Source organism: Candidatus Methylomirabilota bacterium (assembly GCA_036001065.1).
In the GTDB taxonomy this organism is placed as follows: domain Bacteria; phylum Methylomirabilota; class Methylomirabilia; order Rokubacteriales; family CSP1-6; genus MNEF01.
The window spans coordinates 12,304-25,137 of record DASYUQ010000116.1 but is presented as its reverse complement, the minus strand read 5'-3'; the positions used below and the strand labels follow the sequence as shown (position 1 = coordinate 25,137).

At 70.4% G+C, this 12,834-nt stretch carries 13 protein-coding genes; 1 reads left to right on the top strand and 12 read right to left on the bottom strand.

Going from position 1 to position 12,834, the window contains the following annotated elements:
* Window positions 1-7: 7 nt before the first annotated feature.
* The 3 genes from VGV13_10905 to VGV13_10895 are packed head-to-tail and all read right to left on the bottom strand — an operon-like array spanning window position 8 to window position 3,863.
* Window positions 8-1,681, bottom strand: coding sequence for an ABC transporter permease subunit (locus VGV13_10905; GenBank protein ID HEV8641594.1), 1,674 nt, complete (start codon window positions 1,679-1,681; stop codon window positions 8-10).
* A 17-nt stretch (window positions 1,682-1,698) separates the two neighbouring features.
* Window positions 1,699-2,460, bottom strand: a complete 762-nt coding sequence (locus tag VGV13_10900) for an SDR family NAD(P)-dependent oxidoreductase (GenBank protein HEV8641593.1) — start codon at window positions 2,458-2,460, stop codon at window positions 1,699-1,701.
* Between the two features lie 23 nt (window positions 2,461-2,483).
* The gene (locus VGV13_10895) at window positions 2,484-3,863 is read right to left on the bottom strand and encodes a glutamine synthetase family protein (GenBank protein HEV8641592.1); all 1,380 of its coding nucleotides are present in this window, start codon (window positions 3,861-3,863) and stop codon (window positions 2,484-2,486) included.
* On the opposite strand from VGV13_10895, the gene VGV13_10890 reads away from it, so the two are divergent.
* On the top strand, window positions 3,862-5,175 hold the full coding sequence (locus VGV13_10890; GenBank protein ID HEV8641591.1) for an MFS transporter: 1,314 nt from the start codon (window positions 3,862-3,864) through the stop codon (window positions 5,173-5,175). The two genes, VGV13_10895 and VGV13_10890, sit on opposite strands and share 2 nt — an antisense overlap.
* Here VGV13_10890 and VGV13_10885 read toward each other — a convergent pair.
* The 9 genes from VGV13_10885 to rpmF all read right to left on the bottom strand — a co-directional run bounded on the left by VGV13_10885 (window position 5,144) and on the right by rpmF (window position 12,814).
* A complete protein-coding gene (locus VGV13_10885) occupies window positions 5,144-6,331 on the bottom strand; it encodes a site-2 protease family protein (protein ID HEV8641590.1) in 1,188 nt (395 codons plus the stop codon). The genes VGV13_10890 and VGV13_10885 overlap by 32 nt on opposite strands.
* 9 nt (window positions 6,332-6,340) lie before the next feature.
* Complete coding sequence (locus tag VGV13_10880) at window positions 6,341-6,784, bottom strand: ribonuclease III domain-containing protein (protein HEV8641589.1); 444 nt, start codon at window positions 6,782-6,784, stop codon at window positions 6,341-6,343.
* A 370-nt stretch (window positions 6,785-7,154) separates the two neighbouring features.
* The gene (fabF, locus tag VGV13_10875) at window positions 7,155-8,429 is read right to left on the bottom strand and encodes a beta-ketoacyl-ACP synthase II (protein HEV8641588.1); all 1,275 of its coding nucleotides are present in this window, start codon (window positions 8,427-8,429) and stop codon (window positions 7,155-7,157) included.
* Window positions 8,426-8,662 carry an acyl carrier protein gene (acpP, locus tag VGV13_10870; protein HEV8641587.1) on the bottom strand — a complete coding sequence of 79 codons (237 nt, stop codon included), beginning with the start codon at window positions 8,660-8,662 and terminating at the stop codon, window positions 8,426-8,428. The genes fabF and acpP overlap by 4 nt, the downstream gene beginning before the upstream one ends.
* A 30-nt stretch (window positions 8,663-8,692) precedes the next feature.
* Window positions 8,693-9,442, bottom strand: coding sequence for a 3-oxoacyl-[acyl-carrier-protein] reductase (fabG, locus tag VGV13_10865; protein HEV8641586.1), 750 nt, complete (start codon window positions 9,440-9,442; stop codon window positions 8,693-8,695).
* The gene (gene fabD, locus VGV13_10860) at window positions 9,439-10,374 is read right to left on the bottom strand and encodes an ACP S-malonyltransferase (GenBank protein HEV8641585.1); all 936 of its coding nucleotides are present in this window, start codon (window positions 10,372-10,374) and stop codon (window positions 9,439-9,441) included. The genes fabG and fabD overlap by 4 nt, the downstream gene beginning before the upstream one ends.
* A 142-nt stretch (window positions 10,375-10,516) precedes the next feature.
* Window positions 10,517-11,497 carry a beta-ketoacyl-ACP synthase III gene (locus VGV13_10855; protein HEV8641584.1) on the bottom strand — a complete coding sequence of 327 codons (981 nt, stop codon included), beginning with the start codon at window positions 11,495-11,497 and terminating at the stop codon, window positions 10,517-10,519.
* On the bottom strand, window positions 11,494-12,516 hold the full coding sequence (gene plsX / locus VGV13_10850) for a phosphate acyltransferase PlsX (protein HEV8641583.1): 1,023 nt from the start codon (window positions 12,514-12,516) through the stop codon (window positions 11,494-11,496). Before plsX ends, VGV13_10855 begins: the two co-directional genes overlap by 4 nt.
* Window positions 12,517-12,631: 115 nt before the next feature.
* Entirely contained in the window at window positions 12,632-12,814 is a 183-nt protein-coding gene (gene rpmF / locus VGV13_10845) for a 50S ribosomal protein L32 (protein HEV8641582.1), read from the bottom strand.
* Between the last annotated feature and the right edge of the window lie 20 nt (window positions 12,815-12,834).

Below are 12,834 nucleotides of genomic sequence, written 5' to 3'. Positions count from 1 at the left end.
GCCGTCCCTACGTTTTCAGGATCGCCACCCGCTCGCCGCCGACCAGCGCGCGCAGGAGCAGGATCGTGCCGATGACGATGCCGAGGATGATGGTGCCGAGCGCGCAGGCCACGCCGGGGTAGCCGTTCTCGACCTGGTTGAGGATCGCCACCGAACCCAGGTTGAACCCCGGATAGATGAGGAAGACCACGGCGCTCACGGTGACCATCCCGTTGATGAAGAAGTAGACGAAGATCGAGAAGGCGGTGCCGGTCAGCAGCGGCAGCACGACGCGCGCGAAGGTGCGCACGCTGCCGGCCCCCAGGCTCACCGCGGCCTCCTCGATGGCGGGGTCGATCTGCTTGAGCGCGTTGATGCCGGCCAGCACCGCGACGGGGAACTTCCAGAAGACCACGCTCGATACCAGGATCCAGAGGGTCCCCGTGAGATAGAGCGGCGGCACGTTGAAGGCGAGGATGTACCCGACCCCGATGACGGTGCCCGGCAGCGCCGCCGGCAGCAGGCTCAGGAACTCGATGGCCCGCGCGCCCGGGGGGCGCTTGCGCTCGATCACGTAGGCGGTGACGAGCGCCAGCGCGGTGCCGGCCACGCCGGAGACGGCCGCCAGCTTGACGCTGTTCCAGATGGGCCAGGCGCCCTCCGCGGTGGACCTGAAGGCGTAATGCGTGAGCGCGAGCGACCAGTCGCTCCCCCACAGCCGCACGAAGGAGCCGAGGGGGATGAGCCCGTAGATGACCGCGATGAACAGCGCGATCCCACCGGAGAGGACGAACAGCGGCCAGCGGATGAGCGCGGGGGTGGGCCGCGCCACCGTGCTCGCGCCCGCCGAGACCGTCACGTAGGACGCCGACCCGACCCAGTAGGCGTTGAGGAGGTACGCGATCAGGCACGGCACGATGAGGACGACGCTCATCGTCGCCGCCGAGGCGAAGTCATTCAGCCCGATGACCTCGGAGTAGATCTCCGTCGCCAGCACGTTGTAGCGGCCGCCGACGAGGATGGGGTTGCCGAAGTCGGTCATGCAGAGGATGAAGACGATCAGCGCCGCCGAGGCCAGGCCCGGCCGGGCCAGCCTCAGCGTCACGCGCCGGAGCGTGGTGAGCGGACCCGCCCCCAGGTTCTCGGCCGCCTCTTCCAGCGCGGTGTCGATGTTCCCCAGCACGTTGGCCAGCAGGATGTAGGCCGGGGGCAGGAACGTGAACACCTGGGCCATGACGATGCCGTGGAAGCCGTAGATGGACCAGCCGAGCCCCAGCCACCGCGTCACCATGCCGTTGCGGCCGAAGAGCAGGATGAAGGCCAGTGAGACGAGGAACGGCGGGGAGATCAGCGGCAGCAGGCTCATCAGCGACACGAACCGCTTGCCGGGCATCGTCGTCCGCGTCACCGCGTAGGCCAGCACCAGGGCCAGCAGGACGGTGAGGACGGTCGAGACCGCCGCCACCGCCAGGCTGTTGAGGAGGATCCGCAACAGGCGCCAGGTGCTGAAGAACTCCCGGTAGTGGCCCAGCGTCAGGCCGGCCGGGCCGACCACGCTCATCCACAACACCTTCACCACCGGCCAGACGACGAAGGTCCCCAGGAGCAGCAGGACGGCCGCCGCCACCGCCGTGACGAGCAGCTCGCCCTGGACCCACCGCGTCCGGAGCGCCGCCGGCGCGCGGGTGAGGGGCAGACTCATCGTCGCCGCGCCGCCTGTCAGCCGGCGGTGAAGCCGCCGTCGACGACCAGCTCGGCGCCGGTCATGTACGACGCGTCGTCACTGGCGAGGAACAGGGCGACGCCGGCGATCTCCCGGGGATCGGCGATGCGCCCCAGGGGGATGCCGGCCTCGAACTCCCGGCGGAGCGCCTCGGTGAGATACGGGGCCTGCAGCGGGGTGTCCACGATGCCCGGGTGGATGATGTTGCAGCGGATCCGGTCTTTGGCGAACTGGATGGCCAGCGACTTCGTCAGCGAGATGAGGCCCCCCTTGGCCGCGGTGTAGGCGTCCTGGGCCCGCGTGAATCCGGCCAGCGCCGAGACCGAGCCCATGAGGATGACGGAGCCGCCGCCGGCGCGACGCAGGCACGGAATCCCGTACTTCGTCACCCAGAAGGCCGATTTGAGATTGATGGCGACGACGCGGTCCCACCAGCGCTCGTCCGTCTCCAGCACCGAGCGGTCCCGGTCCTTCCAGAGCACGCCGGCGCAGTGGTAGAGCACGTGGAGCGCGTCGAAGTGGCGGGCGCTCTCCTCGATCATGCGACGCACGTCGCCCTCGATCGCCACGTCGCCGGTGACCGCCAGCGCCTGGCCGCCCTCGGCCTCGACCAGGCGGACCGTCTCCTTGGCGGCCTGGTCGTCGAGGTCGGCCACCACGATGCGGGCACCCTCCGACGCGAAGAGCAGCGCCGCCGCGCGGCCGATGCCCATGGCGCCGCCGGTGATGAACGCCACCCTATCTTCCAATCGATTCATTCCGATCGCCCCGAGAGATGCATTCAGATTCTCTCGAAATTCCGGATCAGCTCCCAATCCGTGACCGCCTGGTCGAAGGCTTGCTGCTCGAGCCGCGCCGTGTGCAGGTAGTGCTCGACCACGCGCTCGCCGAACGCGGCGCGCGCCACCTCGGACCGCTCCAGCCCGTCGACGGCTTCGCGGAGGGCCTTCGGCACCTGAGGCAGCGTGGCGTCCTGGTAGGCGTTGCCCTCGTAGAGCTTGGGCGCCTTGAGCTTGCTGGTGACGCCGTGCAGCCCGGCGGCGATCGTGGCCGCGAACGCGAGATAGGGGTTGGCGTCGGCCCCGGGGATGCGGTTTTCCACGCGGAAGGCGCCGCCCGCGCCGCAGAGCCGGAAGCCGCAGGTGCGGTTGTCCCAGCCGGCGGCGATGCGCGTCGGCGCGAACGAGCCCGCCTGGTAGCGCTTGTAGGAGTTCACCGTGGGCGCGTAGAAGTACGCGAACTCGCGGGCCAGCGCCATCTGCCCGGCCAGCCACTGGCCGCAGAGCGGGGTGACGGCGGCCGGCGTCCCCGGGGCCTTGCCGGCGGGGGCGAAGAGCGGCTTGCGGCCGGTGCCATCCCAGAGCGACGAGTGCAGGTGGAACGAGGAGCCCGCCGCTCCCATGTCGTACTTGGCCATGAACGTCACCGCGCAGCCCTGCAGGTGGGCGATCTCCTTGGCGCCGTGCTTGTAGAGGGCCGTGCGGTCGGCCATCTCCAGCGCCTCGGCGAAAGCGAGGTTGATCTCCTCCTGACCCCGGCCCCACTCGCCCTTCGAGGTCTCCACCGGGACATCGGCCCCTTCCATCCCGTTGCGGATGGCGCGGATCAGCGGCTCCTCCTTGGTCGTCTGCAACACGTGATAGTCCTCGAGGTAGGCGGCGACCGGCGTGAGGTTCTGGTAGCGCTTGGCCCGCGCCTCCTCGAACGACTCCTTGAAGCAGTACAGCTCCAGCTCGGCGGCGGTCTTGACCACGTACCCCAGCGCGGCCGCCCGCGCCACCTGGCGCTTGAGGATGGAGCGCGGCGCCTCTTCGATCGGCTCCCCGTCCTCGGTGAGGACGTCGCAGAAGACCAGTGCCGTCTTGGGCAGCCAGGGGATGAGCCGGAGCGTGGGGAGATCGGGCACCATCTTCATGTCGCCGTAGCCGCGTTCCCACGACGTGAGCTTGAAGCCCGGCAGCGGCTCCATCTCCATGTCGACGGTGAAGAGGTAGATGCAGGCGTGCAGGCCGTCGTCCACCACGCGCTCGAGGAAGTGACGCCCGACGACGCGCTTGCCCATGAGCCGGCCGAACGTGTCGGGGAAGACGGTGAGGACCGTGTCGATCTCGCCCTTGCGGATCAGCTGCTCGAGGCTTTTGAGATCCAGGCGGCCCGACATGACGCGGATACTAGCGCATCCCCACGGGCTGTGTCATCCTCGGGCCGTGCCCGGCGGGTCGCGTCGCACGATCGTCGCGTGGACGCTGTACGACTTCGCCAACTCCGCCTTCGCCGCGATCATCCTGGCCACGATCTTCCCCGTCTACTACGCCAAGATCATCGTGGGGAACGCCGAGGGCCGCGGCGATTTCTGGTGGGGGCTCGTCGGCTCCGTGTCGATGGTCATCGTGGCGCTCAGCTCGCCGGTGCTGGGCGGTATCGCCGATCACGCGGGCGCCCGCAAGCCGTTCTTCGTCGGCTTCACGCTCCTCTCGGTCGCCGCCACCACGCTCCTGGCCACCCTCCGGCCCGGGATGGTGGTGACGGGGTTCCTGCTCGGCGTGATGGGGGTGGTCGCGTTCGAGGCCGCCTTCGTCTACTACAACTCCTACCTGCCGCGGATCGCGCCGCCCGAGCGGCTGGGGCGGGTGTCGGCCGCGGGCTTTGCGGTCGGCTACGCGGGATCCCTGGTCGCGTTCCTCGCCGCCTATCCCTTCGCCGCCGCCGAGCTCTACTGGGCGTGCTTCCTCGTGGCCGCCGCCCAGTTCCTGGTGTGCTCGCTGCCGGCGTTCGTCGTCCTTCCCGCCGACGTCCGGCCCCGCGTGCCGCTGGCGCGCGCGGTGGCGCAGGGCTTCGGCGAAACGGCCCGCACGCTCCGAGAGATCCTCACCGATCCCGCGCGCGCGCAGATGCGCCGCTTCCTCACCGCCTACCTCGTCTACGAGGACGGCGTGAACACCGTGATCCTCTTCTCGGCGATCTTCGCCGAGAAGACGCTGGGCTTCACGTTCACCGAGATCATCGGGCTCTTCATGCTCATCCAGCTGACGGCCCTGGCCGGCTCGGCCGCCTGGGCCCGTCCCACCGACACCCGCGGGCCCAAGCTCGTGGTGACGGCGACGCTCGTCCAGTGGGTGGCGGTGACGGTGCTCGCCCATTTCGTGGACGCCAAATGGCAGTTCTGGCTGGTGGGCGTGCTGGCCGGCACCGGGCTCGGCGCCATCCAGGCGGCCAGCCGCACGTTCATGGCCACGCTGATCCCGGCCGGCCGCGAGGCCGAGTTCTTCGGCTTCTACTCCCTGGTCGGCAAGACGGGCGCCATCATGGGGCCGTTCGTCTTCGGGGCCGTGTCCCGGATGCTCGGCGGCAACCAGCGCGCCGCCATCGTCGCCGTAGGGCTCTTTTTCGTGGCCGGGCTGGCGCTGCTGTCGCGGGTGAGGGCCGGCGGCCCCACTGCGGCTACCGTACGTGGATCGGAATCGGCGGGATGAGCAGGACGAACAGGATCAGGCACACGACGCCGACGACGCGACGATCGGGGCTCAGCGGGGAAACCCCGTCGACGGGAGGCCCGTGATGGACGCCGACGAGGAAGAACACCAGCGCCGCCCAGACGAACCAGTTGAGCGATGCGGCGAAGGTCCCTCCCCACACGAGGACGTTCACCGCCATCGCGGCGAGCCCGAGGAGCACGGTCCCGATGATCGTGATCTTGCCGATGAGCGCGTGATAGCGGCCGAAGAGCGCGTAGGCGATGCGCCCGCCGTCGAGCTGGCCGACGGGAAAGAGGTTGAGGGCGGTGACGAAGAAGCCGACCCAGGCCGCGTCAGCCATCGGGTGCGTGTAGACCATCGTCCCTTCCGGGAGGCTGCCGAAGCGGAGATAGACCAGCAGCTGGGTCAGGCCCGACTGACCAAATGCTTCGTAGGTAACGGCCGGGACCGGGACCACGTTCGACCACTGGAGACCGAGGACGAAGGCGGGAATCGCGACCAGAAGGCCGGCCAGCGGCCCCGCGGCGGCGATGTCGAAGAGGGCGTTCCGATCCCGCGCCGGCGACCGCATGCGGATGATCGCGCCCAGCGTGCCGAAGGGAAAGGGCGGCGGCGCCGGGATGAAGTACGGGAGGCTGACCGAGGCCCGGTAGTACCGCGCGGTGAAGTAGTGGCCGAACTCGTGGACAACGAGGATCGCCATCAACGTGGCCGCGAAGGGCACCCCGCTGATGAACAGCGTCCCGGTGATCGACGAGCGGAAGGCATCGAAGGTGGGTGACCCCGCGTAGCCGGCGCCGGCGATGAGAGTCGACAGGCACGTGAGCACGAAGAGCAGCACGTTCACGCCGACCCGCTGCGGCTCCGTCGTCTCGGCCAGGGGCACCGCCTGCACCACCACCTCCCCCCGGCCGTCCTCGCGGAGGAACGGGGTGAAGCCGAAGGGGCGGAAGCGTGCCTGGAGCAATTCGCGCGCGCGCGGGGGGGCCAGCTGGAGCTGCCCGCGGTAGGCGATGACGGCCCCGTGGATCTGGCGCTCGCGCACGGCCAGCACGTCCTCGACGCTGCGCCGCAGGAGATCCTCGGTGATGAGCAGATCTTCGGCGGACGGCGGCGCGGCGACCGGCCGCTGCCGCGACGGCCAGAAACGCATGAACCCAGCCTACCACACGGCCAGACGCGCCACGATGCGGCGGACGGCGTCGAGGCCGTCGTCGAGGTAGACGGCGCCGAGGACCGCCTCCAGCGTCGTGGCGAGGATGGACTCGCGCGCGCGTCCACCCGTCGCCTCCTCGCCGCGCCCCAGCCTCAGCCGGGGCCCCAGCTCGAGGTCCGCCGCCCAGCGGGCCAGGTTGGCGCCGGAGACGAGCGCCGCGCGCCGGGGCGTCAGCACGCCGACCGGCGCCTCCGGATCCTCGGCGAGCAGGTGCTCGGCCACGACCAGCGCCAGGGCCGCATCGCCGAGCAGCGCCAGCGCCTCGTTGTGGGTGGCAGGCGGGTGCTCGTTGGCGAAGGAGGCGTGGGTCAGCGCGCGCTGGAGGAGGGCGGGATCGCGGAAGCGGTGGCCGAGCCGTCGCTCGAGCCCGGCGACGTCATCCGCGTCCACTCCTCAGGCGCTCAGTGGGAGTAGGAGCCGAGGCGCGCCGAGCGACGAGGCGACGCTTCAGCGGCTCGACGATCGTACGTGAGGATCGGCGTGGTCGTGCGAAGCCGAGGACGGCGGCGGGCTGGGCCCCGCCCGTCCGAGGCGAGCCTGCGAACAGTCGTGCGAAGCCGAGGACGGCGGCGAGGCCGCTGGGCGAGCCGCAGGGCGGCCAGGGGCTGGGACCCCTGCGCCCGAGGCGAGCAAGGCCAGAGAATCCCGCCCGTCCGCGGCGAGCCTGCGAACAGCCGTGCGAAGCCGCCGGGCGGTCGCCGCCCGAGGCGAGCCTGAGTGGATCCGAGAACGAAATATGGCGACGCCAGTCGGCCCGGCACTACGCGCGGTACTTGCGGAAGGCCAGCGTGGCGTTGGTGCCGCCGAAGCCGAAGGCGTTGCTCAGCGCCACCTCGACATCCTGCTTGCGGGCCTGGTTGGGCACGTAGTCGAGGTCGCACTCCGGGTCGGGCGTCTCGTAGTTGATCGTCGGCGGCAGCAGGCCGTGGTAGAGGGCCAGCGCCGTGGCGATGGCCTCCACGCCGCCCGCGGCCCCCAGCAGGTGCCCCGTCATCGACTTCGTCGACGACACGGCCAGCCGCCGCACGTGGTCGCCGAAGACGCGCTTGATGGCCAGGGACTCGAACTTGTCGTTGTACGGCGTCGAGGTCCCGTGGGCGTTGATGTAGCCGACCGCCGCCGGGTCGAGGCCGCCGTCCCCCAGGGCCGCCGCCATGGCCCGGGTGGCGCCATCGCCCTTGGGGTCGGGTGCCGTCATGTGGTGGGCGTCGGAGGTCATGCCGTAGCCGACGATCTCCGCGTAGATCCGGGCGTCACGCCGCCGCGCGTGCTTGAGCGACTCCAGCACGACGATGCCGGCCCCCTCGCTGGGCACGAAGCCGTCGCGCTCGGCGTCGAACGGGCGTGAGGCCTGCTCCGGTACGTCGTTGTGCGTGGACATCGCCTTCATGGCGCAGAACCCGGCGATGGTCAGCGGCACGATGATCGCCTCGGCGCCGCCCGCGATCATGAGGTCGGCGTCGCCGCGCTGGATGATCTTGAAGGCGTCGCCGATGCAGTGGTTGCCCGTCGCGCAGGCCGTCACCACCGACGAGTTGGGTCCCTTGGCCCCGAAGCGCATCGAGACGAGCCCCGAGGCCATGTTGATGATGAGCATCGGGATGACGAAGGGCGACACCCGCTCCGGCCCCTTCTCCAGGCGGGTGCGCTCGCCCTCCAGCAGGGTGCCGATGCCCCCGATGCCCGAGCCGATCAGGACGCCGAACCGGGCGCCATCGACCTTGCCCACCTCGAGCCCGGAATCCTCGACTGCCGTGACCGCCGCGGCGATCGCGTATTTGAGGTAGTCGTCCAGTCGGCGCGCTTCCTTCTTGTCTACGTATCGCAGCACGTCGAAGTTCCTGACCTCGCCGGCGATCCGCGTGGGGTAGCGGAAGTCCCCGCTCGCGTCCTTCTCGGCGGCGTCGAACTTGGTGATGGGACCGATCCCGGAGCGCCCCTGGGTCAGGGCGGTCCAGAACTCCTCGGCCGTGTTGCCCACGGGCGTGAGCGCTCCGAGGCCGGTGATGACGACGCGTCGGGGCTCCACCGTCAGGAGTTGTCCTTGATGTACTGGATGGCGTCGCCCACGGTGGCGATCTTCTCGGCGTCCTCATCGGGGATCTGGATGTCGAAATGCTCTTCCAGCGCCATCACCAGCTCGACCGTGTCGAGCGAATCGGCGCCGAGATCCTCGATGAACCGCGCGTTCGGGGTCACGTCGTCCTCGTCCACCCCGAGCTGCTCGACGATGATTTCTTTCACCCTCTCTTCCACTGGCTTCGCCATCGATCCGTTCCTCCCCGGAGGAATGCCCGACTAGATGTAGAGACCGCCGTTGACGTGGAAGACCTGGCCCGTGATGTAGGTGGCCCCGTCGCCGGCCAGGAATCGTACCACCTCGGCCACCTCGCGCGGGGTACCGATGCGCCCCAGCGGCACCCGGCTCAGCAGCTCCTGGCGCGCGGCCTCGGGCATCGCGGCGCTCATGTTGGTCTCGATCAGGCCCGGCGCCACCGCGTTGACGAGAATGGACCAGTGCGCCAGCTCCCGAGCGGCGGCCTTGGTGAAGCCGATGAGTCCCGCCTTGGCCGCCGAATAGTTGGCCTGTCCCGCGTTGCCCATGGCGCCGGCGGTCGAGGCGATGTTGATGACGCGCCCGCTCTTCTGCCTCACCATGATCTTGGACGCTGCGCGCGTCATCAGGAACGCGCCGCGGAGGTTGACTTCCATGACGAGATCCCAGTCCTCGTCCTTCATGCGGACCAGGAGACCGTCGCGCGTCATGCCGGCGTTGTTGACGAGCACGTCGATGCGGCCAAATCGCTGCTTCGCCGTCTCGACCAGCCGGTCCGCGTCCTCGCGGCTCGCCGCGTCGGCGACGACGCCGAGCGCCGTCGCACCGCCGGCCTCCAGGTCTTTCACGGCGCGCTCCAGGCGATCTACGTCGCGTCCCGAGACTACCACGGCCGCTCCGTTCTGCGCCAGCGACGCGGCGATGGCGGCGCCGATGCCGCGGCTGCCGCCGGTCACGATGGCGACCCGACCGGTGAGCGGCGTCTCGCTCATTGCCGCTCCCCCGCGCCGGCCAGGGCCTTGTCGAGGTCCGCGGACGTCTCCACGGTCACCCCCTTGACGCCGTCGAGGATCCGCTTGAGCAGCCCGGTCAGGACGCGTCCCGGACCGACCTCCACGAACGTCATCGCGCCTTCGGCGGCCAGGCGGCGGACGCAGTCGGTCCACCGCACCGGGCTGGCCACCTGCCTCAGCAGCGCCGGCTTCACCTCGGCCGCCGCGCGCGTCAGACCGCCGTCCACGTTGCGCGCGATCGGGATGGTGGGGTCGGCGACCCTGACGCTGTCCAGCTCCCGGGCCAGACGCTCGGCGGCGGGCGCCATGAGGGCGCAATGGAACGGCGCGCTCACCGGCAGCATGACGCTCTTCCGGCCGCCGCGCGCGCTCGCCAGCGCCACCGCACGCTCGACCGCCGCGCGGTGGCCGGCGATGACGATCTGCAGCGGCGAGTTCACGTTGGCCACTTCCACGACCTCTCCCTGGGCAGCCTCGGCGCAGAGCCGCTCCACCGCGGGAAGCTCGAGGCCCATGATCGCGGCCATGGCGCCGGTCCCGACGGAGACCGCCTCCTGCATGAACTCGCCGCGCCGGCGCACGATCCTGACGGCGTCCCGGAACGAGAGCGCGCCGGCGACGACCAGGGCCGAATACTCGCCCAGGCTGTGGCCGGCGGCCAGCTGCGGACACAGCCCGCGCTCGGCGGCGACGGCCGCCGCGGCCACGCTCACCGTCAGGATGGCGGGCTGGGTGTTCGCGGTCAGCGCCAGCTCGGACTCGGGCCCCTCGAACGCCAGGCGGGCCAGGTCGAAGCCCAGCGCGTCGTTGGCGTCCTCGAAGATCGCCCGGGCGGCGGGCGAGGCGTCGTAGAACGCCTTGCCCATCCCCACCGCCTGCGAGCCCTGTCCCGGGAAGAGAAACGCGATCATGGCTCGGGGGCCGGGGCACCCTGCTGCGACCACGAGGTCGGCGACGAAGGCGCCGTTGCGGTTTCCCGCCGACCCGCCTGCTCAGGATGCGCGGAGGGAACGGGTCTCGCCGGGCGCCCCGGCCCCCGAGCCATGTCTGCGCTCACCATTTCATTAGAGCGGCGCCCCACGCAAAACCCCCACCGAAGGCGGCGAGTAGGAGGAGGTCGCCGCGCTTCAGGCGGCCGGCCGACACCGCCTCCTCGAGGGCAACGTAGACGGAGGCGGCGCCGGTGTTGCCGTAGCGGTCGATGTTCACGAAGACCTTGTCCATCGGCAGCCCGACCCGTTTGACGGCCGCCTCGATGATCCGGAGGTTGGCCTGGTGCGGGATGAAGAGGTCGATGTCCCGGGCCGTGAGCCCGTGGCGCTCGAGGATCGTCGCCGCGCACTCCCCGAACATGCGCACCGCCACCTTGAAGACCTCGGCGCCCTTCATCTTGGCATAGTGCATCCGGGCCGCGATCGTCTCGCGCGTGGCCGGGTGCCGCGAGCCGCCGCCGGGCATGTAGAGCAGCTCCCAGTAGCGGCCGTCCGAGTAGAGATCGACGTCCAGCAGCCCGCTGCCGTCGTCGGAAGCCTCCAGCACCGCCGCGCCCGCCGCGTCGGCGAGCAGCACGCAGGTGCCCCGGTCGGTGAAGTCGGTGATCTTCGAGAGCGTCTCGGCGCCGATGCAGAGCACGCGCCGGTACTTGCCGGTCTGGATGAACTGCGAGCCCACGGCGAGGCTGTAGATGGAGCCGGCACAGGCGGCCAGCACATCCACCGAGCCCGCCTGCCGGCAGCCCAGCCGGTGCTGGACCATGTTGCCGGTGGTCGGGAAGAACATGTCGGGCGTGGTGGTCCCCACCACGATGAACTCGATGTCCTCCGGCACGAGGTTGGCCCGCTCCAGCGCCTGTTGGGCCGCCTTCACGGCCAGGTCCGAGCTGGCCTCGGTCTCGTCGGCGATCCGGCGCTCGCGGATGCCACTGCGTTGCACGATCCACTCGTCGCTGGTCGCGACCAGCTTCTCGAGATCGGCGTTGGTCAAGATCCGCTTGGGCGCGTACGACCCGACGCCGATGATCTTCGCTCGCGTCATTCGCGGCCTCCCTCCCGACCGCCGCGCTCCACCTCCGCCTCCAGCGCGGCTCGGATGTGCTCGTTCACCCCCGCCTTCGCCCACTCCCCCGCCACGCGCACAGCGTTCTTGATCGCCTTTACCGGCGAGGCTCCGTGGCAGATGATGGCGGCGCCGTCGATGCCGAGCAGCGGGGCGCCGCCCATCTCCGTGTAGTCCACGCGCCGCTTGAAGCGCGCGAAGGCGGGCAGCGCCAGGGTGGCGCCGAGCTTGGACCGGACATCGCGTGTCAGCTCCTCCTTGATCATCTCGCCCAGGGTCTCGGCCAGGCTCTCGGAGATCTTGAGCGCGACGTTGCCGGTGAACCCGTCGGTGACGACGACGTCGCAACGCCCGTTGTAGATGTCGCGTCCCTCGACGTTGCCGACGAAGTTCAGCGAGGAGTCCTTGAGCTGATCGTACGCCTCCTTGGTCAGCTCGTTGCCCTTGCCCTCCTCCTCGCCGACGGAGAGCAGGCCGACCCGCGGGTTGTCGCAGCCCAGGATGTCGCGGGCGTAGACGTGGCCCATGACCGCGAATTGGAGTAAATGCCAGGGCTTGGGATCGACGTTGGCGCCGACGTCGAGGAGCACCGTGAAGCGCCGGCGGTTGGGCAGCACCGCCGCGATGGCCGGCCGATCCACGCCGGCCAGCACGCCGATGACGAACATCGCGATGGCCATGGCCGCCCCGGTGTTCCCCGCCGACACGAACGCCGCGGCCTCGCCGTCCTTCACGAGCTGGGCGGCCACGCGCAGGGAGGAGTCGCGCTTGCGCCGGAGGGCCTGCGAGGGGCTCTCGCCCATGCCGACGACCTGGGAGGCGTGACGGATCTCGATCGCGAGGCTCTCCGCCGTGAGGCGCGCCACCTCGCGCTCGATGGCGGCCCGGTCGCCGACCAGGATGACCGCGGCGCCGAACTCGCGCGCCGCGGCCACCGCCCCCTCGACCACGACGGCGGGGCCGTAGTCGCCCCCCATGGCGTCGACCGCAATCTTCATGCGGGTCGGCTAGGCACCTTCGAGAGGAGCCGAGCGGAGCGTACCGGGGGGGTGCGAGCCGAGGCGCGGACGAGGTGCCCTACGAAATATGGCGATGCTCATCGAGCCGGCGCGGCTAGGCACCTTCGACGGCGACGATCTCCCGGCCCTTGTAGTAACCGCAGTGCGGGCAGACGCGATGCGGCAGCTTGGGCTCGCGGCACTGCGGGCACACCGACCGCGTCGGCGGCGCCAGCTTGTAATGGGTGCGGCGCTTGCGACCACGCGTCTTCGAGTGGCGTCGTTTGGGCAGCGGCATCGATGTTCCCTTCTGGCGCT